The organism is Streptomyces sp. P9-A2 (genome assembly GCF_036634175.1).
Lineage (GTDB): Bacteria > Actinomycetota > Actinomycetes > Streptomycetales > Streptomycetaceae > Streptomyces > Streptomyces pratens.
Window position 1 is genome coordinate 5,795,546 of record NZ_JAZIFX010000001.1, and the last position, 21,565, is coordinate 5,817,110.

Consider the following 21,565-nt stretch of genomic DNA (forward strand, 5'->3'; position numbering starts at 1 on the left):
GCTCACACTAACGCTCCTGGTTGTAGGTGCTGTCAGGACCACTGTGGTGATTCCCAGTGGCCTGGCCGTTCGTTTCACTGCCTGCGTTGCGGCCCTGTTGGACGCCGCGTCGCAGGTTGCTCAGCCTGCCCCGGATGTCCTCCGGGGCGCGGGAGACCTGGGGGCCTCCCTGAGGGGTGGTTTCGGCGGCGCCCTCGACCAGGTTGGCCTTGGGAACACGCCGCGGCAGTCCGGATGAGGTCACCCCGCCCGCCTTGGGCCTCCGCAGCGAGGACGCCTGCTGCCAGCGCTCGTCGTTCGCCGAACGCCAGGAGCTGTCGCCGTCGCCCTGCTGGGCCGGAACCGGAGCGGCAGCGGGAACCGGAGCTGTGGGCCCCTGGTTCGCAGGCCGCTTCTCACCGGCGCCGCCCGTGGGAGCTCCACGACGCGGAAGCCCGGCGTCGGTCAGCTCGTGGGAGGTGGAGTGGCCCGGACCCGGACGCTCGAAGCCTACGCTGTCCTGCGCCGTTGTGTCGGCGGCCGGTGCGGACTCCGCCTCCGGGGACGCCGCGGGGTACTGCGCCGGGTAACCGTTCTGGTAGCCGTCCTGCTGCGGCCAGTCGTCCTGCGGACGCTGCTCGCCGAAGCCCGGGAACGTCCCGGGGCCGGCCGGGCCGTCCGTCGTCCGATCGGCCTGGGCCGGCTCCGCGTAGGAGCCGTCCGGATAGCCGCCGTTCGACGAGAAGGAGTCGTTCTGCGGCAGCTGGCCGCCCGGCGGGTAGTACGACTCGTCGTACGCCGATTGCTGCTGTCCTTCGTACTGCGCCTGCTGCCCGTTGCCGTACGCCTGCTGGTCGAAACCGGCGGGCTCCTGCTCCGGGTAACCGGCCGGTGCGCCCTCGAAGTTCCGGGTGTCACCGGCGCCGCGGCCGTTGTCGTAGCCCTGCGGGGCGGCGGCGAATTCGTCGGGGTAGGCAGCCTGGCCGGAGCCGCTCCGGTCACCGGGTGCCTGGGGGTCGGGCAGCGCGGGCGGCTGGCCCTGCGGGTCCAGGGCCGCCCGTCGCTCCTTGCGCATCAGGGAACGGCCGACCGGGTCCAGGTCGCGGAGGTCGTCCGGGACCTCGTAGCGGCTGTCGTCGAAACCGAGCTCCGCCGCCGTGCGCAGCGGCTGTTGTTGTTGTTGCTGCTGCTGCGGCTGGCTGAAGTCCTCGCTCGGGTAGGCGTTCTGCTCAGGGATGATCTGGGAGACCGTGAACTCGTCGCGCTCGGGCTGCGTCTGGCCACCGCCGCCACGGGTGATCGCGTCCGGCAGCATGACCAGCGAGGTCGTACCGGCCTGCTCGCCCGAGGGGCGCAGCTGGACCCGGATGCCGTGCCGGTCGGACAGCCGGCCGACCACGAACAGGCCCATGCGCTGCGAGATCGCGGCGTCCACGGTCGGCGGGTTGGCCAGCTTGTGGTTGATGTCCGCGAAGTCCTCGGCGGTCAGGCCGATGCCCTTGTCATGGATCTCGACCATCACGCGGCCGTCGGGAAGACGGGTCGCGGTGACCTTGACCTTGGTCTGCGGGGAGGAGAACGTGGTGGCGTTCTCGAGGAGCTCGGCCAGCAGGTGCACGAGGTCGGTCACGGCCCGGCCGTGGATCTCGGCCTCGGGGACACCGGACAGCTCGACGCGCTCGTACTGCTCCACCTCGGAGGAGGCGGCGCGGATCACGTCGACCAGTGGCACCGGCTGGTCCCAGCGGCGGCCGGGCTCCTCGCCGGCGAGGACCAGCAGGTTCTCGCCGTTGCGGCGCATACGGGTGGCCAGGTGGTCCAGCTTGAAGAGGTGCTCCAGCTGGTCCGGGTCGGCCTCGTTGTTCTCCAGGCCGGTGAGCAGGGTCAGCTGGCCCTCGATCAGCGACTGGTTGCGGCGCGAGAGATTGGTGAAGATCGCGTTGATGTTGCCCCGCAGCAGCGCCTGCTCGGAGGCGAGCCGGACGGCCTCGCGGTGGACCTGGTCGAAGGCGCGGGCGACCTCGCCGATCTCGTCCGTGGAGGTGATCGGGATCGGGGCGACCCGGGTGTCGACCCGGCCGGGGTCGGTACGGGAGAGCTGGTCGACCAGCATCGGCAGCCGCTGCTCGGCGATGCCGAAGGCGGCGTTGCGCAGCTGGCGCATGGAGTGGCTCATCTGGCGGGCCACCATGCCGGCCAGGATGAACGCGGCGAGCAGGGCGATCACGACGGCGCCGCCGGTGATGAAGGCGTCGCGCTGGGCGTCACCGGCGATGGTGGACGCCTCGTCCACCGCGGCGTCGGCGAGGTCCGACTCGATCTCGAGGTAGCCGTCGAACTTGAGGGTGTTGACCGCCCAGTAGTTCTCGACGGTGATGCCGCGGCTCGCCATCTCGGTGCGGGCGGCCGGATCGGTGGTGCTGAGCCGCGCGACCTCCGAGATCAACGTGACCGGGTTCTCGGGCGGCGGTACGTAGTCCGGGTCCGAGGCGGCCTTCTCCCTGGCCAGGTCCGCGCCGTCGGCCTTTATGTCCTGCTCGAGCTGCTTCAGCCTGGCTGTGTCGGCCTCGGTGCCACCGCTGGTGTACTCCTGGATGGCGATGCCCTCGAGGTAGGCATAGGACGAGAGCGCGACCCGCTGGCTGGCGAGCTGGCTGTCGGTGGGGCCGGGCTTCACCAGCAGGTGCGTACCGATGGACCGCTGGAGCGACAGGGCCGCCTTGCTCAACGAGATCGCGTAGACCGTGCGGCCGTAGCTGGTGACGTTGCCGGTGCCCAGGCCGAGTTCGTTGGCGAACTGCATCAGCGGGTTGGCTATCTGGACGTAGCCCTCTTCGGTCTCCACGCCCTTGAGCTTGGCGGTGTACGCGGCCTGGCGCAGCGGCGTGAGTTTGGGCTCCGCCTCGCGCAGCAGCTTCAGCCGGCGTTCCAGGCCGCCCTTGGCGGGCATGGACTGGGCCGCCACGTCGAAGTCGTCGGCGGCCTTGTCCGTCACGGCACGCGCCTTGACGACGTCCGGGTCGTCCTGGCCCTCGCCCTGCAGCAGCGGAGCGGCGGTGAGGTCCCGCTCGAGGTAGAGGGCGTTGGCGTAGTTGAGGGAGGCCCGCACCAGACGCGCGGTGTTCTCCGCGTCCTCGGCCTCCTGCCAGGTGTCGATCGAGCCCTTCACCTGGAAGCCGCCCATGACCAGGCCGACCAGTACGGGGATGAGCAGGATCGCGTTCAGCCTGGTGGTCACCCGCCAGTTGCGGGGGGAGAAACGGCCGCCGCTCGGGGCGGGCGAGGCCGTCGGTTCCGTGTCGTGCACGGGGGCGGGAGCCGCCGCGCGCGGCGGCGGGGTGAAGTTGCCCCGGGCCGACGGCTCGGGACTGTTCGTGCTTCGCCTCACTCGACCAACAACCTCTCAGCGGTCGGCACCAACGGTGTGCCGCAGTGTCTCAGAGCCCGGCGGGCCAACGACTGCTGAGTGCGTCTTTGACCAATGGGCAGTCCAGGCATTCCAGCATGTCCACCAGTCCTCTTCCAAACAGCGGAAGAGGAGGTTCCGGCGTGATGTAAGCCGCAGATAAAACGGTCAAAAAGAATGAGCCCCGCCAAAAGGCGGGGCGGTCGTACGCGCAGGGGCACCAATCGAACGCGTCGCGTGTCGACTCCGGCCGATTCCTCTGCCGAAACGTTATGAATACCGGGGCCGGCTGTGTCCTTGGACACGGCCGGCCCCGGTATATCTACGACAACTGCTGTATGCCGTGCTTGCCTCCGGTTACCGGAGGCGCGCCATGAGGGCGTGTTCGACCAGAGTGATCAGCGCGCTCTTGGCGTCCGAGCGGTGCCGGGCGTCGGTGCTGATGATCGGGGCGTCGGGCCCGATCTGCAGCGCCTCACGTACCTCTTCCGGCTGGTACGGCTGCTGTCCGTCGAAGCCGTTGAGGGCGACGACGAACGGCAGTCCGCTGTTCTCGAAGTAGTCGACGGCCGGGAAGCAGTCCGCCAGCCTCCGCGTGTCCACCAGTACGACCGCGCCGATGGCGCCGCGTACCAGGTCGTCCCACATGAACCAGAAGCGGTCCTGGCCGGGTGTACCGAAGAGGTACAGGATCAGGTCCTGGTCCAGGGTGATACGGCCGAAGTCCATGGCCACCGTGGTGGTGGTCTTGCCCCCGGTGTGGGTGAGGTCGTCGATACCCGCCGAAGCGGACGTCATGACAGCCTCGGTACGCAGCGGGTTGATCTCCGAGACAGCACCGACGAACGTGGTCTTGCCCACGCCGAAGCCGCCCGCCACCACGATCTTCGCGGAGGTGGTGGAACGGTTCTCGGAAACCGTCCCGCCGCTAGAGCTTGCGAAGTCCACTGAGCACCCTTTCGAGCAGTGTCACGTCCGGTGCGCCGGTGGTCTCGTCGCCACCCGGCTGATGGATGGCCACGAGACCCGCTTCCGCGAGGTCCGCCACCAGGATCCGGGCCACGCCCAGCGGCATGTTCAGGAGCGCCGAGACCTCGGCGACCGACTTCACCTCACGGGTCAGGTGGCAGATGCGCTGATGCTCCGGAAGGAGCCCCATGAGCGCTGCCGGGTCGGCCGTCGTACTGATCAGTGCCTCAATGGCCAGCTGATAGCGCGGCCTGGTCCGGCCACCGGTCATCGCATAGGGACGTACCAGTGGTTGGTCGCCCTCGTCCTCGTACGGTTCCGCGTACGGATCATGAGAAGCGTTGGGCGGGGTCATGGATCCTCCGGGCGGGGACAGCAAGTCGGTCGGTCAAGCCGTCTGAGGGGCCGGTGGGGGGATTGTGACGGCCGGACGGTGATTTGGTGAGGCGGGTGGTGCCGGGACCGGTCAGTGGAGCAGACTTCCCTGTAGCTCGGCGCGCAGGTCCGGGGTGAGGACCGCACCCGCGCGGTCGACCAGGAGCGCCATCTCGTAGCCGACGAGACCGATGTCGCACTCGGGGTGGGCCAGTACGGCCAGGGACGAGCCGTCCGAGACGGACATGAGGAAGAGGAAACCCCGCTCCATCTCGACGACCGTCTGTGCGACGTCGCCGCCTTCGAAGATGCGGGAGGCGCCGGCGGTCAGGGAGGTCAGTCCCGACGCCACGGCCGCGAGCTGGTCCGCGCGGTCGCGCGGGAAGCCCTCCGACATCGCCAGGAGAAGACCGTCGGCGGACACGACGACGGTGTGGGACACCCCGGGGGTGTTGTCCACGAAGTTGGTGATCAACCAGTTGAGGTTCTGTGCCGCCTGGCTCATCGGGCTCAACTAACGCTCCTGCTGGTGAGTGGGTCGGGGGAAGCTGCCGGTCTGGGAGGACGAACCGGCCTGACGACCCTGTGCGATACCTCGACGGAGATTGGTCAGCCGGCCGCGCACGTCATCGGGTGCACGGGAGACCTGCGGACCGCTCTGGTGGGACTGCTGCTGAGCCGTGCCCGGGACGAGGTTCGCCTTGGGCACCCGGCGCGGCAGGCCGGATGTGGTGACGCCGCCCGCGGCCGGCTTCCGGACGCGTTCGGCCTGCCGGACCAGCTCGTCGTTGGGCGAGCTGCGCCAGGTGGTGGCAGCGGACCGCTGCGGACCGGTCGGCCCCTGCGGCTGCTGCGGTGACTGCTGTTGCGGCTGCTGCTGCGGCTGCTGTGCCGGAGCCGGGGGATTGCCCTGCTCCTCCTGCGCACCGTGGAACCAGTTGGTCTCCAGGGTGTCGTACAGCGGGGTGCGCCCGTCGCCGGGACCGGACGCCGGCGGCAGTGCCCAGGCGTCGCCCTGCACGCGGCCGTTGTCCGGCTGCTGCGGGGCGGCCTGCCGGCCCTGCTGGAGACCGTCCGGCCGCTGCTGCGGAGCCGGGGGGCGCCGGTTGCCGCGGCCGGGTTCCTGCGCCCCGTTCGTCTGCGGACGCTCGAACTGGCCGGTGGAGGCCGGGTCCGCGTGGTTCGGCCGCTCCGGGGCGGGGTAGCGCGCGGGAGCGCCGTCGCCCTGGCCCGGGTACTGACCGGCGGAACCGTTGTTGTAGGACCCGTTCTCGTAGCCCTGCGGGGCCGGGAACTGGCCGGTGTGGGACGGGTTCTGCCCGTTGCCCTGACCGCCGTTGCCCTGCCCGCCGTAGCGGTCCGCCGGGGCGCCGTAGAGGTCGCCGCGGACGAACTGGCCCGTGTCCTGGGCGCCGTTCGCGCCGGGCCCGCCGTACTGGCCGGTGTGCTGCGGGGCGCCGGCACCGGGGGCGCCGTGGCCCTGCCGGTCGTCGAACCGGGGCATCTCGGACGTGGCGCCGGCGCCGTGCTGGTCGTCGAACCGCGGCATGGCGTTCGTCCGGGCGGCGTCCGGCTCGTCGTGGCCGCGCGGGGCGTCCAGCGGAGCCCTGGGGGGTACCGGTGGCTGGGCGTTCTCGTCGCTCCAGCTGGGCACCCGCGGCTGCTGCTGGTCGCCGCCGGGCAGCTCCGGGCGCGGAGCGTTGCCGCGCGGCGGCAGCTGAGGACGACGACCGCGCTCGACGTTGCCCCGCTGCTGGGGTACGTCACTCCGGCCGGCGCCGAACAGGTCCTGGCCCTGCGCACCGCCCTGACCCGCGGACTGCATCCCCTGCGGGGCACCCGGGGTCTGGCCGCCGTAGCCGGCACCCGCGCCGGCCGGGGCCGGACGGCCCTGCGACGGAGCGGAGGGGGCGCCGCCCTGCTCGAACAGGGACGGAGCGGACGACCTGCCCGGCTGGCCCTGCGGACCACGTGCCCCGCCCGGGGCACCCGGGCGGCCCTGGCCGTCCCGTCCGGGCAGTGCGGCCCGCGGACCCTGGCCGGCGGGGAGCCGGCCACCGCCGGGCGCACCGGCACCGAGGGCACCGCCACCGGGCTGACCACCACCGGCGGACCGGCGGGCCGCCGCGGCACCGGCCGCGGCCTGCGCGGCGGCGGGGCCGCCGACACCGGGCTGACCGGGCTTGGCCGGGGGCTTCTTGCCCTGGGCGACGTCGACGGGCAGCATGACCAGCGCGGTCGTACCGCCGGAGTCGGACGGGCGGAGCTGGATGCGGATGCCGTGCCGCTGCGACAGTCGGCCGACCACGAACAGACCCATGCGGCGGGAGACGGAGACGTCCACGGTGGGCGGCGCGGCGAGCCGCTCGTTGATCGCCGCCAGGTCCTCCGGGGACAGGCCGATGCCGGTGTCGTGGATCTCGATCAGCACCCGGCCGTCGGGCAGCGCGTGACCGGTGACCTTGACCTTGGTCTGCGGGGAGGAGAACGAGGTCGCGTTCTCCAGCAGCTCGGCGAGCAGGTGCACGAGGTCGTTGACGACCCGGCCGGCCACTTCGGTGGTCGGCACGGCGGTCAGTTCGATGCGCTCGTACTGCTCCACCTCGGACGCGGCGGCACGCAGCACGTCGACCAGCGGGACCGGGCGGGTCCACCGTCGGCCGGGCTCCTCACCCGCGAGGACGAGCAGGTTCTCACCGTTACGGCGCATACGCGTGGCCAGGTGGTCCAGCCTGAACAGCGAGGCCAGCTGGTCCGGGTCGGCCTCGCGGGACTCCAGTTCGGAGATCAGCGACAGCTGGCGCTGGATCAGACCCTGGGAGCGGCGCGAGAGGTTGGTGAACATCGCGTTGACGTTGCCCCGCAGCAGGGCCTGCTCGGCGGCGAGGCGGACCGCCTCGCGGTGCACATCGTCGAAGGCCGCGGCCACACGGCCGATCTCGTCCAGGGAGTGCACACCCACCGACTCCACGGACGTGTCGACGTCCTGCGGGTCGGACTCGGACAGCTGCTTGACCAGCTCGGGCAGACGTTCCTGGGCGACCTTGGTCGCGGTGTCCTCGAGGCGGCGCAGGGAGCGGATCATGGAGCGGGCCACGACGAAGGCGCCGACCAGCGAGACACCGAGCACGATCAGGATCAGCGCACCGGAGATGATCGCGTCGCGCTCGGTGGCGCTGCGCAGCTCACGGGCCTTCTGTTCCATCTCCTCGAGCAGCGTGTGCTCGACGTTCTTCATCTGCTGGATCTTGGTGGAGCTGTCGTCCAGCCAGTCGCGGTAGGACCGCTTGGACATCGACTCCAGGCCGTCGGCCGACACCAGGGCACGGCCCGCGTACTTGTCGGTGGCCTGGATCGTGTCGTTGCCGTCCTCGATGGGCGCCATCAGCTCGGTGGCCGAGTCCTCGCCGTAGATGCTCTTGAAGCTGCGCACCTCGGACTTCTGGCTTTCCAGCGCCGACTCGGCGTAGAGCCGGTCGTTCTCGGCGAGATTGCCGAAGCTGGTGTTGTTGGCGGGCAGTGCCGCCGCGAGGACCGCGCGCTGGATCGACGCGTACTCCTTGGCGGAGGAGAAGGCCCCCAGGGCGCGGGTGCGCTGGATCATCTCGGAGTTGCTGGTCGCCTCGGCCATGTCCTGGGAGAGGTCGATCAGGTTCTCGATCAGACGGTGGTACGCCTCGACGGTCTGGGTGGAGTTGTCCTCCGACACATAGGCCGTGTTGCGGATCTTCTCCAGGTCGCCCAGGTTGCCGGCGAGCTGGACCAGGTTGTCGCGGACACCGGTGAGGTTGCCGTCCCGGCTGGCGTTGTTGATCTCCTCGGAACTGTCGAGGAAGTTCTTCCGGGCGCGGTCGGTCTTCTCGCGGTGGCCCTTGACCCCGAAGTCGGTGGCCTTGCCCCCGTGCGCCAGCGGGCCGGCCGACTGGTCGCGCTCCTCCTGGAGCGCGGCGGCGAGCTCGGTGGCCTCCTGGGTCATGTCCGTCAGCAGCTTCATGTTGTCGAGCTGCTGGATGTCGTCCATCGACTGGTTGATACGCAGGGCGCCCAGCGAGGTGGCCGCGACCACCGGGAGCGCGAGCAGCGACACCAGTCGGGTGGAGATCCGCCAGTTGCGCAGGGCCGCGCGCGACCCCGGGCCGGTGGGGCTCTTCGGGGGCTTCGGAGTGGCCGAGGGAGCACCATCCGGTCCCGCGGGCGCGGCGCCGGGGCGGCCGCCGGGCCGGTCTGCGCCCTCACCGTTGGCCGACGGCCCCTGGTTCTGGGCGTGCTGGGGCGAGGAGCCGACGGCCTTGGGGCCATTCCCGCCGTGCTCCGGCTCCGCCGAAGCGCTGCCATCCCTCTTGAAACGTCCCTGCACTAGCGTCGCAACCTCTGGACCAGGCGCCCCCCGCGTGAACGGCGGGACACGGTGTCGGCGTCATAGGGGCGCCCTGAATACGCCCCCGTGGTGGTCGTGAGTGACCGGCGCGGGTTCCCCCTTGTCCACCGCGACGATGGCGCTTTCGTGCGCCCCCTGTGCGCCGGATCGAAATCTGCGGCGGTCGCTGGAATTCCAGCACAGTGCGGGATCTCCCAACAAGGCCCATGGGGTATGCCGTGACTTACATGACGCCGCGTGAGGGAGAGGTCACCCGGCGTAGAAAGCGATCTCGAGTAAAGGGGGTGAAGGGGGCGATTCCGTCGGGTCGAACAGGTGCCCCAGTCGCGATGATCAGGAGCGGAATGATGGCTTCAGGGGGGCAATGTCCGTTTCGGGTGAGTGGGTCACCGGTCCGGATTGAGGTGGTTTGATCGTTGATCCGTGAGCAAACTCACACGTGTGGCGCGGCCTCCGATGCCAGTCGGCGGGGAATCGCATGTTTAGCCTGGCGCTTTACAGAGATGGCACAACAGACAACCCGCGCCCGAGGGGCGGTCCACCGGACCCCGTCGGACGCCCGTCGACAGGACAGGGCCGAGCAGACAGTGAAGACGACGACGATGTTCCACAAGATCGCCAACCCGCGACGCACGACGCTGGCGCACCTCGACGGCGCCGCCGAACTGCAGACGCCGGTCCACCAGGAGCACGCCGTCGAACTCCCGGCCCAGACTGCCAATCCCAGGCGCACCATCCTCATGGAGATCCCGGTCGCGGCCGGCGCCGCGAACCAGTAGGGCCTGTCCCGGTAGGGCTTGTCGCCGGACCCCTTCGGTACCGGCACCCCTCCGGTACCGGCACCGACTGGTACGGGCACCGGCCCCGGAACACTCAAAGGCCCCGGAGATGTCCACAGTGGCCCGGAGCAGCCGGAGCAGCCGGAGCAGCCGGAGCAGCCGGAGCAGCCGGAGCAGCCGGATCGGCCGGAGCAGCCCCGCGGCGTCCCCTCCCCAGGGGGCGCCGCTCTTTGCTGTACCCGTCTCTTTGCTGTACCCGTCTCTTCGCTGTGCCCGGTGCTGCGCCCGGCCGAGGCGCGTCGAGTGTGAAGAGGCGGCGGACGGGGCGATGCGCGAGGCACGCGCCCCCTGCCGCGTTAGCCTGGAGCGTCAGACTCCAGCCAGCTCAGTCAAGGGGCCAAGCATCCCGTGCGCATCGCCAGATTCTCCATCGACGGGAACGTCGCCTTCGGCGCGGTCGAGGGTGACCAGCAGGACGAACTCGTCCTGGACATCATCAAGGGCATCCCGTTCACGGACTTCGAACTCTCCGGCACCAAGGTCCCGGTGAGCAAGGTCAGGATGCTGCCCCCGGTGCTCCCCAACAAGGTGGTCGCCTTCGGCCGCAACTACGCGGAGCACGCCAAGGAGATGGGCAACGAGGTGCCCGACGCCCCGTTCGCCTTCTTCAAGCCCGCCACCTCGGTGATCGGCCCCGGCGACGAGATCCAGTACCCCTCCTTCTCCCAGGAGGTGCACCACGAGGCCGAACTGGCCGTGGTGATCGGCCGGCTCTGCCGCGAGGTGCCGCGCGAGCGCGTCAAGGACGTGATCTTCGGCTACACCTGCGCCAACGACGTCACCGCCCGCGACGTCCAGCGGCGCGAGACGCAGTGGGCGCGAGCCAAGGGCTTCGACACCTCCTGCCCGCTCGGCCCCTGGGTGGAGACGGGCCTGGACATCGCCGCCGCCTCGGACCTCACGCTCCAGCTCACGGTCAACGGCGAACAGCGACAGCTCGCCCGCACCAGCGAGATGATCCACTCCATCGAGGACCTGATCGTCAACATCTCCGAGGCGATGACGCTGCTCCCCGGCGACGTGATCCTCACGGGCACCCCGGCCGGCGTCGGCCCCCTCAACGTCGGCGACGAGGTCGCCGTCACCATCGAAGGCATCGGCACTCTCACCAACAAGGTTGTCAAGCGTGGCTAGCGCAGCAGGTTCCCCCGTACGCGTCCGTTTCTGTCCGTCGCCCACCGGCAACCCCCACGTGGGCCTGGTCCGCACCGCCCTGTTCAACTGGGCGTTCGCCAAGCACCACCAGGGCACGCTGGTCTTCCGCATCGAGGACACCGACGCGGCCCGCGACTCCGAGGAGTCCTACACCCAGCTGCTCGACTCGATGCGCTGGCTCGGCTTCGACTGGGACGAGGGCCCCGAGGTCGGCGGCCCGCACGCGCCGTACCGCCAGTCCCAGCGCATGGACATCTACGCCGACGTCGCCGCCAAGCTCCTGGACGCCGGCCACGCCTACCGCTGCTACTGCTCCCAGGAGGAGCTGGACACCCGCCGCGAGGCCGCCCGGGCCGCCGGCAAGCCCTCCGGGTACGACGGCCACTGCCGCGAGCTGACCGACGCCCAGGTCGAGGAGTACAAGGCCCAGGGCCGTGAGCCGATCGTCCGCTTCCGGATGCCCGACGAGACGATCACCTTCACCGACCTGGTCCGCGGCGAGCTGACCTTCACCCCGGAGAACGTCCCGGACTACGGCATCGTCCGCGCCAACGGCGCCCCGCTGTACACCCTGGTCAACCCGGTCGACGACGCCCTGATGGACATCACCCACGTCCTGCGCGGCGAGGACCTGCTCTCCTCCACCCCGCGCCAGGTCGCCCTGTACAAGGCGCTGACCGAGCTCGGCATCGCGAAGCGGACCCCGGCCTTCGGCCACCTCCCCTATGTCATGGGCGAGGGCAACAAGAAGCTCTCCAAGCGCGACCCCCAGGCCTCGCTCAACCTCTACCGCGAGCGCGGCTTCCTCCCCGAGGGCCTGCTCAACTACCTCTCTCTGCTCGGCTGGTCGCTCTCCGCCGACCAGGACATCTTCACGATCGAGGAGATGGTCGCGGCCTTCGACGTCACTGACGTCAACCCCAACCCGGCCCGCTTCGACCTCAAGAAGTGCGAGGCGATCAACGCCGACCACATCCGCCTGCTCGACGTCAAGGACTTCGCCGAGCGCTGCGCACCCTGGCTGAAGGCCCCCCACGCCCCCTGGGCCCCGGAGGCCTTCGACGAGGCCAAGTGGCAGGCCATCGCGCCGCACGCGCAGACCCGCCTCAAGGTGCTCTCCGAGATCACGGACAACGTCGACTTCCTGTTCCTGCCGGAGCCGGTCTTCGACGAGGCCTCCTGGACCAAGGCGATGAAGGAGGGCTCCGACGCCCTGCTGCGCACCGCCCGCGAGAAGCTGGACGCCGCAGACTGGGCGTCGGCCGAGTCCCTGAAGGAGGCCGTCCTGGCCGCAGGCGAGACCCACGGCCTCAAGCTCGGCAAGGCGCAGGCCCCGGTCCGCGTCGCCGTCACCGGCCGCACGGTCGGCCTGCCCCTCTTCGAGTCCCTCGAGGTCCTGGGCAAGGAGACGACCCTGGCCCGCATCGACGCGGCCCTGACGAAGCTCGCCGCGTAGTCCGTAGTTCCCCAGCGGGCCCCTGGAGCAGTCCTCCGGAGCAGGCCGCACCGTGCTCGCGCGGCAGCACGGCGAGGGACGGTCGAGGGGCGGCACCCGGAAGTCCGGGGTGCCGCCCCTCACCTGTCCCCGGTACCGTCGGTCCCATGGCGATCCGAGCAGTTGTCTGGGACGTGGACGACACACTCTTCGACTACACCTCCGCCGACCGTGAAGGCATGCGGGCGTATCTCCTCGCCGAGGAACTGCTCGCCCGGTACGCCTCCGTGGAGGAGGCGCTGGCGCACTGGCGGGAGGTGACCGACGTGCAGTGGGCCCGGTTCGCCGCGGGCGAGGTCGACTTCGAGACCCAGCGGCGCGACCGCATCCGGGTCTTCCTGGAGCGTGAGCTGACCGACGCCGAGGCCGACGACTGGTTCGGGCGTTACCTGGCGCACTACGAGGCCGCCTGGTCCCTGTTCCCGGACGTCCTGCCGGTCCTCGACGCGCTCGCCGCCAGCCACCGGCACGCGGTGCTCTCCAACTCCAGCCTCCACGTCCAGGACCCCAAGCTGCGCGCTCTCGGTGTCCACGACCGCTTCGAGGTCATCCTGTGCGCCGCCGAGCTGGGCGTATCCAAGCCCGAGGCCGGCGCGTTCCTGGCGGCCTGCGAGGCCCTGGCCCTGCCGCCCGACCAGGTCGCGTACGTAGGGGACCATCCGGAGATCGACGGACGGGGCGCCGCGGAGGCCGGGCTGCTGTCCGTGTGGATCGACCGGGGTGGCGTGTACGCGACCGCCGAGCCGCCCGTCGGGCCGCGCAGGATCGTCTCCCTCGGCGAACTCCCCGCGCTCCTCGGCGCGGATACCCGTTTTGGAGCCCGGTCCGGCATCGGGTAATGTTCTTCCTGCGCCGCGGTGGTCCGGGCCGGAAGGTCAAAGCCCTCAAGCGCACAACTAGAACAAGAACCCTCAGGGGATTGCGTTCCAGTGGCCTATGGTGTAATTGGCAGCACGACTGATTCTGGTTCAGTTAGTCTTGGTTCGAGTCCAGGTAGGCCAGCTCGCAGAGCTCATCTGCAAAGCGCGGATCTCATCCGCGAGCCCCCGTTGTGTAGCGGCCTAGCACGCTGCCCTCTCAAGGCAGTAGCGCCGGTTCGAATCCGGTCGGGGGTACAGATCCATCCCGCGAGGGCGACCGGGTAGCTCCCACGTCCGCACGGTGACACCACCCGGCTCCGGCCGGGTGAGGATCGCTAGGGCCCCCGTTGTGTAGCGGCCTAGCACGCCGCCCTCTCAAGGCGGTAGCGCCGGTTCGAATCCGGTCGGGGGTACGACTGGTCTAAACCATCATTGGTCTATGGTGTAATTGGCAGCACGACTGATTCTGGTTCAGTTAGTCTTGGTTCGAGTCCAGGTAGACCAGCTCGGGCCTGCGGTAACGCAGTGTCCAGGCCCCCGTTGTGTAGCGGCCTAGCACGCCGCCCTCTCAAGGCGGTAGCGCCGGTTCGAATCCGGTCGGGGGTACAGCGGAAGAAAGCCCTCCACTTCGGTGGAGGGCTTTCGTCGTGCAGGCACGTCCAGCGCGATTCCGTGGGTCCGGGGGAGGGCCTGCCGCGGCGTTGGGGCGGGCCCTCCCCCACGGGACGACGGAGAAGTGGTCAGGAGCGGCGCAGTGCCTCGGAGAGGCGGGTCGCGGAGTCTATGACGGCCTGGGCGTGCATCCGGCCCGGGTGGCGGCTCAGGCGCTCGATGGGCCCCGAGACCGAGACGGCGGCCACCACCCGGTTCGACGGGCCGCGCACCGGCGCGGAGACCGAGGCGACACCGGGCTCGCGCTCGCCGATCGACTGCGCCCAGCCGCGGCGCCGGACGCCCGACAGGGCCGTCGCCGTGAAACGGGCACCCTGCAGGCCTCGGTGCAGGCGCTCCGGCTCCTCCCAGGCCATCAGGATCTGCGCGGAGGAACCGGCCTTCATCGTGAGCGTGGAGCCGACCGGAACGGTGTCCCGCAGGCCGGACAGACGCTCCGCCGCGGCCACGCATATACGCATGTCGCCCTGCCGGCGGTAGAGCTGGGCGCTCTCGCCGGTGATGTCGCGCAGGTGCGTGAGCACCGGACCCGCCGTGGCGAGCAGCCGGTCCTCACCGGCCGCCGCGGCCAGCTCGGCCATGCGCGGGCCGAGGATGAACCTGCCCTGCATGTCGCGCGCCACCAGCCGGTGGTGTTCCAGGGCCACGGCCAGACGGTGGGCCGTGGGTCGTGCCAGTCCGGTGGCACCGACCAACCCCGCGAGGGTGGCCGGACCGGACTCCAGAGCGCTCAGGACGAGGGCCGCCTTGTCCAGAACGCCGACGCCGCTACTGTTGTCCATGCAACGATACTCGCGTCTCACTCTGTGAAACGCAAGTTCAATTTTCCATGGAACGCGCCACTCTTGACGTACACAGTCATCAACACAAGGGCCCGTGAATCACCGGGCCCGGCGGCGACGACCCGGAATCGGGGGTGGGGCGCCGTCTCCTGAAGAATCTCTAGTTGGGCCGGCGCGTCTATGCCGGCCGGAGGGAAAGCGATGGGTAGGACACTCGCGGAGAAGGTCTGGGACGACCACGTCGTCCGGCGCGCCGAGGGCGAGCCCGACCTCCTCTTCATCGATCTGCACCTGCTGCACGAGGTGACCAGCCCCCAGGCCTTCGACGGCCTCCGTAAGAGCGACCGCAGGGTGCGCCGTACCGACCTCACCATCGCGACTGAGGACCACAACACCCCGACCCTCGACATCGACAAGCCCATCGCCGACCCGGTCTCCCGCGTCCAGCTGGAGACGCTGCGGGCGAACTGCGCCGAGTTCGGCGTCCGGCTGCACTCGCTGGGCGACGTCGAGCAGGGCGTCGTGCACGTCGTCGGACCCCAGCTGGGCCTGACCCAGCCCGGCATGACCGTGGTCTGCGGAGACTCGCACACCTCCACGCACGGCGCGTTCGGCGGACTGGCCTTCGGTATCGGCACCTCGCAGGTCGAGCACGTCCTGGCTACGCAGACGCTGCCGATGGCCCGCCCGAAGACCATGGCGATCACCGTCGACGGCGAACTGCCCGACAGCGTCACGGCCAAGGACCTGATCCTGGCGGTCATCGCGCGCATCGGCACCGGCGGCGGCCAGGGCTACATCCTGGAGTACCGCGGCGAGGCCATCGAGAAGCTCTCGATGGAGGCCCGCATGACCATCTGCAACATGTCGATCGAGGCCGGCGCCCGCGCGGGCATGATCGCCCCCGACGAGACGACGTTCGCCTACCTCGAGGGCCGCCCGCACGCCCCGAAGGGCGAGGACTGGGACGCGGCCGTCGCCTACTGGAAGACGCTGCGCACCGACGACGACGCCGAGTTCGACGCCGAGGTCGTCATCGACGCCACCGAGCTGTCCCCGTTCGTCACCTGGGGCACCAACCCGGGCCAGGGCGCGCCGCTCTCCGCGGCGGTCCCCGACCCCGCTTCGTACGAAGACGCCTCGGAGCGCTTCGCCGCCGAAAAGGCCCTGGAGTACATGGGGTTGGAGGCCGGTCAGCCGCTGCGCTCCATCAGTGTGGACACCGTCTTCGTAGGCTCCTGCACCAACGGGCGCATCGAGGACCTGCGCGCCGTCGCGGACATCGTCAAGGGCCGCAAAGTCGCCGACGGGGTACGGATGCTGGTCGTCCCGGGCTCCGCGCGGGTGGGCCTGCAGGCGGTCTCCGAGGGGCTGGACGTGGTCTTCAAGGAGGCCGGCGCCGAGTGGCGGCACGCGGGCTGTTCCATGTGCCTGGGCATGAACCCCGACCAGCTCGCCCCCGGCGAGCGCTCCGCGTCGACCTCCAACCGCAACTTCGAGGGCCGGCAGGGCAAGGGGGGCCGCACCCACCTGGTGTCCCCGCAGGTCGCCGCCGCCACCGCGGTCCTCGGCCACCTGGCCTCCCCGGCCGACCTCGCCGCCGACACCCGTACGCCCGCTGGAGTCCGATAACCATGGAAGCATTCACCACCCACACCGGCCGGGCCGTCCCGCTGCGCCGCAGCAACGTCGACACCGACCAGATCATCCCCGCCCACTGGCTCAAGAAGGTGACCCGGGACGGTTTCGAGGACGGGCTGTTCGAGGCCTGGCGCAAGGACCCGGAGTTCGTGCTCAACCGCCCCGAGCGCGAGGGCGCCACGGTCCTGGTCGCCGGCCCCGACTTCGGCACCGGCTCCTCCCGTGAGCACGCCGTCTGGGCGCTGCAGAACTACGGCTTCAAGACCGTGATCTCCTCCCGCTTCGCCGACATCTTCCGTGGCAACTCGCTGAAGAACGGCCTGCTCACCGTCGTCATCGAACAGAAGACCGTGGACGCCCTGTGGGAGCTCACCGAGCGGGACCCGCAGGCCGAGATCACCGTCGACCTCGAGACCCGTGAGGTGCGCGCCGAGGGCATCACCGCCGCCTTCGAGCTCGACGAGAACTCCCGCTGGCGGCTGCTGAACGGGCTCGACGACATCTCCATCACCCTGCAGAACGAGGCGGACATCGCCACGTACGAGGCGAAGCGCCCGTCGTTCAAGCCGCAGACGCTCTCGGCGCAGAACGCCTGAGGCGAAGTCCAGGCGGCAGGTCGACTTTCGGCCACCCCCACCCCCTCCCGTACCCCCGATCGGTCCGATCGGGGGTACGGCCGTGTCTGCACCCATTCGGACCCGCGCGTCCTCTTGAGGCCTTGCAACTTCCCACGTTATGAAGGTGGTTGTCGGGGTACACGTGTCACGTGCGCGTGACCCCGGAGTGTGCTCGGAGCACCGTCCGAGGCCGCAGTTGCCCCCTGAGCAGGCGACAACTCGCCCCAGATGGCACAATCTGTGCATGGAACGCGACGGCCAACTCGAGCTCTACACGGAAGTCGCGATCCGGCTCAAAGAAGCGCATGCAAGAGTGCGCGCACTGCAAGTCCCGGAGGGCGTACGGATGGCGCTGGCCCGGAAGCTGCTGGTCATTACGGCCGCGGCCAAGCACGATCTCGCCGGTGCGGCAAAGCGGCTGGAGCGGTTCATCGCGGACCTCGACGAGGGTCGATTTCCCGAAGAGGAACGCTGAACCGCTCGAGGCGGCCGAGCTTGTTGCGGCACAAGGGTGATAAGCCCGTTTCGTGTTTGATTTGCGGTATATATCTGCCTAACGTGCGAAAACGCTTGAACGGGTTCGTTCGGGCGATGTCTCCGAAGGGGAAGACGTGAACAAGGCGCAGCTCGTAGAAGCGATTGCCGACAAGATGGGCGGTCGTCAGCAGGCGGCCGACGCCGTCGACGCGGTCCTGGATGCCATCGTCCGCGCTGTGGTCGCGGGTGACCGGGTCTCGGTCACCGGTTTCGGTTCGTTCGAGAAGGTCGACCGCCCCGCCCGCTACGCACGCAATCCCCAGACCGGCGAGCGGGTCCGGGTCAAGAAGACGTCGGTGCCGCGCTTCCGCGCGGGCCAGGGCTTCAAGGACCTGGTGAGCGGCTCGAAGAAGCTGCCGCGCGGTGGTGAGGTCGCCGTCAAGAAGGCGCCCAAGGGCAGCCTGTCCGGCGGGGCTTCCGCGACGGTGAAGAAGGCCGCCGCCAAGAAGACCGCGAAGTCGGCCGCCGCCAAGAAGGCCACCGCCAAGAAGACGACGGCGAAGCGGGCCGCGGGAAAGACGACCGCCGCCAAGACGACCGCCAAGAAGGCCGCCGGCAAGACGGCCGCGCCGACCGCCAAGACCACCGCCGCGAAGAAGACGACCGCCAAGAAGGCCCCGGCGAAGAAGGCGACGGCCACGAAGGCACCCGCCAAGAAGTCGACCGCACGCAAGACCACCGTCAAGAAGACCAGCGCCCGCAAGAAGTAGCGGCAGTGAAGCGGTACTCACGCGCCGGGCCGGACTCCGTCATGGAGTCCGGCCCGCGGTGTGCCGGTCCACGTGTTCCGTGCCGGGGCCGGTGACCGGCCGCCCGTGGCCACGCCGATCGGCGCGTGCGGGTGGGCACGCGCGGGTGGGAATGCGCCGGTCAGAACGTCTGGAGCGTCACCAGGGTGACCCGCCGGGCCTCGCCCTCGCCCCGGGTCTCGATGCGCACGCGCTGCCCGGGACGCAGCAGCCTCAGACCTCCCGCGTCGAACGCCGGCGCGTCGAAGGGCACCGGAGTGCCGTCGTCCAGCAGCACCTGGCCGCTGCGGCTCTCGGGGTCGTAGGTGTACGCGGTCGCCTGCATGGCCGCAGCCTACTGCTCCGCGATCAGCAGCCGCGCGGCGGCGGCGGCCGTGTGGGGCCCCACCCCCAGCGCCAGCGCCGTCCGGAGATCGTCCCCCGTGTCCACGTCCTGCCGTACGGAATCCACCGCGTCGAGACGCAGTTCGACGGCTCCCCGCGCGCGGTGCCGGGCCCGGGAGCCGGGGCCGAAGGACGGCCGCAGGTCCTCCGTCGCCGCCGCCGTGAGCAGTGTGGTGCCGACGCCCGCCGCATCGGGGAGGAACGCGCGCGGGAACGCGGCCGCTCTCTCCAGTACACGCGTCAGTTCGGCCGTGCGCAGCGCCGGCAGATCGGCGTTGAGAGCGGCCACGGGACCCGCGTGCCACGAGGACCGCACGGTGGCGGCCGCGTGGGCCAGTGCCGGGTTCAGGCCGCTGCCCGGCTCGTCGGCGATGATTCCCGCACCCAGCGCGGCCAGCGCGCGGCCGGCCAGGGCATCGCCCGTGACGACCACCACCTCCCGCACCGCGCGGCACGACAGGGCGGCCGCGACCGTGTCCTGTGCGAAGGCGAGCGCGAGCCCCGGACGCAAAGTGTCGTCCGCGGTGTCGGAAAGTCTGCTCTTGGCCTCGGCCAGCGGTTTCAGGGGTACCACCAAGGTCCACTGCACGCGTGTTACGTCCCTCTCTCGTCGTCGTCATTGTCCCCCGCGGCATCCGGTGGCCGGGGGCGCGGGGCGTACGGTGTTCTCGACAGACCGGCAGCCGGGGGCGACACTTGTGCGGCCCGCCTGGCCCCCGGGTCCAGGACTTAGAGGAAGGTGTCTCTGTGCCGCGCCGCAGAATCGGCTTCGCGTACCGCTTCGCCGCGGTGATCTGCAAACCTCCGCTGGTGGTTCTCCTCAAACGGGACTGGCACGGAATGGAGAACATTCCGGCTGAAGGTGGATTTATCACCGCGGTGAACCACAATTCGCACATCGACCCCTTCGCCTATGGGCACTTTCAGTACAACACCGGTCGTGTTCCGCGATTCCTGGCGAAGAGCGGTCTTTTCAACAAGGGATTCGTCGGCGCCATGATGCGCGGCACCGGGCAGATCCCCGTCTATCGCGAAAGCACGGACGCGCTCAGCGCCTTCCGGGCCGCGATCGAAGCCGTGGAGCGCGGCGAATGCGTCGCCTTCTATCCCGAGGGCACTCTCACCCGTGACCCGGACGGCTGGCCCATGACCGGCAAGACCGGCGCCGCGCGGGTCGCCCTGCAGACCAGGTGCCCCGTGATCCCGGTCGCGCAGTGGGGCGCCAACGAGGTGCTGCCGCCGTACGCCGGCAGGCCCCGCCTCTTCCCGCGCAAGACGCACCGTGTGCTGGCCGGACCGCCGGTCGACCTGGACCGTTTCTACGGCCGGGAGATGACCCCGGAGCTGCTCAAGGAGGCGACCGAGGCCATCATGGCCGCGGTGACCCGCCACCTGGAGGAGATCCGGGGTGAGAAAGCTCCCAAGGAGCCCTACGATCCGCAGCACGAACGCGTGGAGCAGCGCCGTAAGACCCGGGCCCAGACCCGGCGCAGGAGACATGACCGTCCGACCGAACGCCGTCCGTCCGAACGCCGGTCGTCCGCGCACAGTTCACCGGCGGGCGGTTCGCCGGTGGGCGGGGCGCAGGGGGACCCTCAGCACCAGGAAGACCGGCACCAGGAACGGCAGAACGAACAGCGGAGGGCCGGGAAACGGGCCACCGCGCGGGAAGAGGGGCTGAACACGTGAGCAAGCCGGTCAAGGCGGCCGTCTTCGGCACCGGATCATGGGGTACGGCCTTCGGCATGGTGCTGGCCGACGCCGGATGCGACGTGACGCTGTGGGCGCGACGCCCGGGACTCGTCGAAGCGGTCAATTCCACCCGCACCAACCCCGACTACCTGCCCGGAGTCGAACTCCCGGTGAACCTGCGGGCCACCGCGGACGCCGCGGAGGCCGCGCGCGACGCCGACTTCACCGTCCTCGCGATCCCCTCCCAGACGCTGCGCGGCAACCTCGCCGGGTGGAAGCCGCTGCTCGCCCAGGACACCGTCCTGGTATCGCTGATGAAGGGCGTCGAACTCGGCTCCGCCATGCGCATGAGCGAGGTGATCGAGGACGTCGCCGGGGTCGGCGCCGACCGGATCGCCGTGGTCACCGGACCCAACCTCGCCCGGGAGATCGCCGCCAGGATGCCGGCCGCCGCCGTGGTCGCCTGCACCGACGAGGCCGTCGCCCAGCGGCTCCAGGCAGCCTGCCACACACCGTACTTCCGCCCGTACACCAACACCGACGTCGTCGGCTGTGAACTGGGCGGCGCCGTGAAGAACGTGATCGGGCTGGCCGTCGGCATCGCGGACGGCATGGGGCTCGGCGACAACGCCAAGGGCTCACTCATCACCCGCGGGCTCGCCGAGACCACCCGGCTCGGCGCCGCGCTCGGCGCGGACCCGCTGACCTTCGCCGGGCTCGCGGGCCTGGGTGACCTGGTGGCCACCTGCTCCTCGCCGCTGTCGCGCAACCACACCTTCGGCACCAACCTCGGCAAGGGCATGACGCTGGAGGAGACCGTCGCGATCACCAAACAGACCGCCGAGGGCGTCAAGTCCTGCGAGTCGGTGCTGGATCTGGCCCGCCGGCACGGCGTCGACATGCCGATCACCGAGACGGTCGTCGGCATCGTGCACGAGGGCAAGCCCCCGGTGGTCGCCCTCAAGGAGCTGATGTCGCGCAGCGCGAAGCCGGAACGACGCTGAGCGACGACGGGCGCACACCCCCGTGGCAGCC

At 70.2% G+C, this 21,565-nt stretch carries 18 protein-coding genes and 5 tRNA genes; 15 read left to right on the forward strand and 8 right to left on the reverse strand.

The window, feature by feature from the left end:
• Window positions 1-7: 7 nt before the first annotated feature.
• The 5 genes from V4Y04_RS26410 to V4Y04_RS26430 all read right to left on the reverse strand — a co-directional run bounded on the left by V4Y04_RS26410 (window position 8) and on the right by V4Y04_RS26430 (window position 9,086).
• Complete coding sequence (locus V4Y04_RS26410; protein ID WP_332430824.1) at window positions 8-3,367, reverse strand: sensor histidine kinase; 3,360 nt, start codon at window positions 3,365-3,367, stop codon at window positions 8-10.
• 375 nt (window positions 3,368-3,742) lie between these two features.
• Window positions 3,743-4,333: a GTP-binding protein gene (locus tag V4Y04_RS26415; protein ID WP_332430825.1), complete on the reverse strand. Its 591-nt coding sequence runs from the start codon at window positions 4,331-4,333 to the stop codon at window positions 3,743-3,745.
• Window positions 4,314-4,709 (reverse strand): DUF742 domain-containing protein, encoded by a 396-nt coding sequence (locus tag V4Y04_RS26420; RefSeq protein ID WP_055594897.1) that lies wholly within the window; start codon window positions 4,707-4,709, stop codon window positions 4,314-4,316. The genes V4Y04_RS26415 and V4Y04_RS26420 overlap by 20 nt, the downstream gene beginning before the upstream one ends.
• Before the next feature lie 111 nt (window positions 4,710-4,820).
• Window positions 4,821-5,234 carry a roadblock/LC7 domain-containing protein gene (locus V4Y04_RS26425; RefSeq protein WP_005479910.1) on the reverse strand — a complete coding sequence of 138 codons (414 nt, stop codon included), beginning with the start codon at window positions 5,232-5,234 and terminating at the stop codon, window positions 4,821-4,823.
• A gap of 9 nt (window positions 5,235-5,243) precedes the next feature.
• The gene (locus V4Y04_RS26430; RefSeq protein WP_332430826.1) at window positions 5,244-9,086 is read right to left on the reverse strand and encodes a sensor histidine kinase; all 3,843 of its coding nucleotides are present in this window, start codon (window positions 9,084-9,086) and stop codon (window positions 5,244-5,246) included.
• A 524-nt stretch (window positions 9,087-9,610) separates the two neighbouring features.
• Here V4Y04_RS26430 and V4Y04_RS26435 point away from each other — a divergent pair.
• The 9 genes from V4Y04_RS26435 to V4Y04_RS26475 all read left to right on the forward strand — a co-directional run bounded on the left by V4Y04_RS26435 (window position 9,611) and on the right by V4Y04_RS26475 (window position 14,062).
• A complete protein-coding gene (locus V4Y04_RS26435; RefSeq protein WP_332433160.1) occupies window positions 9,611-9,886 on the forward strand; it encodes a hypothetical protein in 276 nt (91 codons plus the stop codon).
• A 408-nt stretch (window positions 9,887-10,294) separates the two neighbouring features.
• Window positions 10,295-11,080 carry a fumarylacetoacetate hydrolase family protein gene (locus tag V4Y04_RS26440; RefSeq protein ID WP_332430827.1) on the forward strand — a complete coding sequence of 262 codons (786 nt, stop codon included), beginning with the start codon at window positions 10,295-10,297 and terminating at the stop codon, window positions 11,078-11,080.
• Complete coding sequence (gltX, locus tag V4Y04_RS26445; protein ID WP_332430828.1) at window positions 11,073-12,557, forward strand: glutamate--tRNA ligase; 1,485 nt, start codon at window positions 11,073-11,075, stop codon at window positions 12,555-12,557. The genes V4Y04_RS26440 and gltX overlap by 8 nt, the downstream gene beginning before the upstream one ends.
• 146 nt (window positions 12,558-12,703) lie before the next feature.
• Complete coding sequence (locus V4Y04_RS26450) at window positions 12,704-13,435, forward strand: HAD family hydrolase (protein WP_332430830.1); 732 nt, start codon at window positions 12,704-12,706, stop codon at window positions 13,433-13,435.
• Between the two features lie 91 nt (window positions 13,436-13,526).
• Window positions 13,527-13,598: transfer RNA gene (locus V4Y04_RS26455), tRNA-Gln, on the forward strand.
• Window positions 13,599-13,638: 40 nt separating this feature from the next.
• Window positions 13,639-13,711: transfer RNA gene (locus V4Y04_RS26460), tRNA-Glu, on the forward strand.
• A gap of 85 nt (window positions 13,712-13,796) precedes the next feature.
• Window positions 13,797-13,869: transfer RNA gene (locus tag V4Y04_RS26465), tRNA-Glu, on the forward strand.
• A gap of 20 nt (window positions 13,870-13,889) precedes the next feature.
• A tRNA-Gln gene (locus V4Y04_RS26470) sits at window positions 13,890-13,961 on the forward strand.
• A 28-nt stretch (window positions 13,962-13,989) separates the two neighbouring features.
• A tRNA-Glu gene (locus tag V4Y04_RS26475) sits at window positions 13,990-14,062 on the forward strand.
• A 134-nt stretch (window positions 14,063-14,196) separates the two neighbouring features.
• On the opposite strand, the gene ndgR is transcribed toward V4Y04_RS26475, so the two are convergent.
• Window positions 14,197-14,910, reverse strand: a complete 714-nt coding sequence (gene ndgR, locus V4Y04_RS26480) for an IclR family transcriptional regulator NdgR (RefSeq protein ID WP_332430831.1) — start codon at window positions 14,908-14,910, stop codon at window positions 14,197-14,199.
• 201 nt (window positions 14,911-15,111) lie between these two features.
• Between ndgR and leuC the strand changes: the two genes are divergently transcribed.
• From leuC to V4Y04_RS26500, 4 genes are all read left to right on the forward strand, one after another.
• Window positions 15,112-16,542 carry a 3-isopropylmalate dehydratase large subunit gene (leuC, locus tag V4Y04_RS26485; RefSeq protein WP_332430832.1) on the forward strand — a complete coding sequence of 477 codons (1,431 nt, stop codon included), beginning with the start codon at window positions 15,112-15,114 and terminating at the stop codon, window positions 16,540-16,542.
• Between the two features lie 2 nt (window positions 16,543-16,544).
• Window positions 16,545-17,147, forward strand: coding sequence for a 3-isopropylmalate dehydratase small subunit (gene leuD / locus V4Y04_RS26490; RefSeq protein ID WP_332430834.1), 603 nt, complete (start codon window positions 16,545-16,547; stop codon window positions 17,145-17,147).
• Window positions 17,148-17,412: 265 nt separating this feature from the next.
• The gene (locus tag V4Y04_RS26495; RefSeq protein ID WP_332430835.1) at window positions 17,413-17,643 is read left to right on the forward strand and encodes a hypothetical protein; all 231 of its coding nucleotides are present in this window, start codon (window positions 17,413-17,415) and stop codon (window positions 17,641-17,643) included.
• Between the two features lie 136 nt (window positions 17,644-17,779).
• Window positions 17,780-18,415 (forward strand): HU family DNA-binding protein, encoded by a 636-nt coding sequence (locus V4Y04_RS26500; protein WP_332430836.1) that lies wholly within the window; start codon window positions 17,780-17,782, stop codon window positions 18,413-18,415.
• Between the two features lie 160 nt (window positions 18,416-18,575).
• On the opposite strand, the gene V4Y04_RS26505 is transcribed toward V4Y04_RS26500, so the two are convergent.
• Both V4Y04_RS26505 and cofC read right to left on the reverse strand, forming a co-directional pair.
• Window positions 18,576-18,779 (reverse strand): hypothetical protein, encoded by a 204-nt coding sequence (locus tag V4Y04_RS26505; protein ID WP_332430837.1) that lies wholly within the window; start codon window positions 18,777-18,779, stop codon window positions 18,576-18,578.
• Between the two features lie 9 nt (window positions 18,780-18,788).
• Entirely contained in the window at window positions 18,789-19,427 is a 639-nt protein-coding gene (gene cofC, locus V4Y04_RS26510) for a 2-phospho-L-lactate guanylyltransferase (protein WP_332430838.1), read from the reverse strand.
• Between the two features lie 158 nt (window positions 19,428-19,585).
• Between cofC and V4Y04_RS26515 the strand changes: the two genes are divergently transcribed.
• On the forward strand, window positions 19,586-20,527 hold the full coding sequence (locus tag V4Y04_RS26515) for a lysophospholipid acyltransferase family protein (protein WP_332430839.1): 942 nt from the start codon (window positions 19,586-19,588) through the stop codon (window positions 20,525-20,527).
• The gene (locus V4Y04_RS26520) at window positions 20,524-21,534 is read left to right on the forward strand and encodes an NAD(P)H-dependent glycerol-3-phosphate dehydrogenase (RefSeq protein WP_332430840.1); all 1,011 of its coding nucleotides are present in this window, start codon (window positions 20,524-20,526) and stop codon (window positions 21,532-21,534) included. The genes V4Y04_RS26515 and V4Y04_RS26520 overlap by 4 nt, the downstream gene beginning before the upstream one ends.
• Window positions 21,535-21,565: the final 31 nt, after the last annotated feature.

Excerpts from the sequence above, each read along its gene's own strand:
- V4Y04_RS26420 (WP_055594897.1), bottom strand. The coding sequence starts at position 4,709 with ATGACCCCGCCCAACGCTTCTCATGATCCGTACGCGGAACCGTACGAG.
- V4Y04_RS26450 (WP_332430830.1), top strand. The coding sequence starts at position 12,704 with ATGGCGATCCGAGCAGTTGTCTGGGACGTGGACGACACACTCTTCGAC.
- leuC (WP_332430832.1), top strand. The coding sequence starts at position 15,112 with ATGGGTAGGACACTCGCGGAGAAGGTCTGGGACGACCACGTCGTCCGG.
- V4Y04_RS26505 (WP_332430837.1), bottom strand. The coding sequence starts at position 18,779 with ATGCAGGCGACCGCGTACACCTACGACCCCGAGAGCCGCAGCGGCCAG.
- V4Y04_RS26435 (WP_332433160.1), top strand. The coding sequence starts at position 9,611 with ATGGCACAACAGACAACCCGCGCCCGAGGGGCGGTCCACCGGACCCCG.
- leuD (WP_332430834.1), top strand. The coding sequence starts at position 16,545 with ATGGAAGCATTCACCACCCACACCGGCCGGGCCGTCCCGCTGCGCCGC.
- V4Y04_RS26425 (WP_005479910.1), bottom strand. The coding sequence starts at position 5,234 with ATGAGCCAGGCGGCACAGAACCTCAACTGGTTGATCACCAACTTCGTG.
- ndgR (WP_332430831.1), bottom strand. The coding sequence starts at position 14,910 with ATGGACAACAGTAGCGGCGTCGGCGTTCTGGACAAGGCGGCCCTCGTC.
- V4Y04_RS26495 (WP_332430835.1), top strand. The coding sequence starts at position 17,413 with ATGGAACGCGACGGCCAACTCGAGCTCTACACGGAAGTCGCGATCCGG.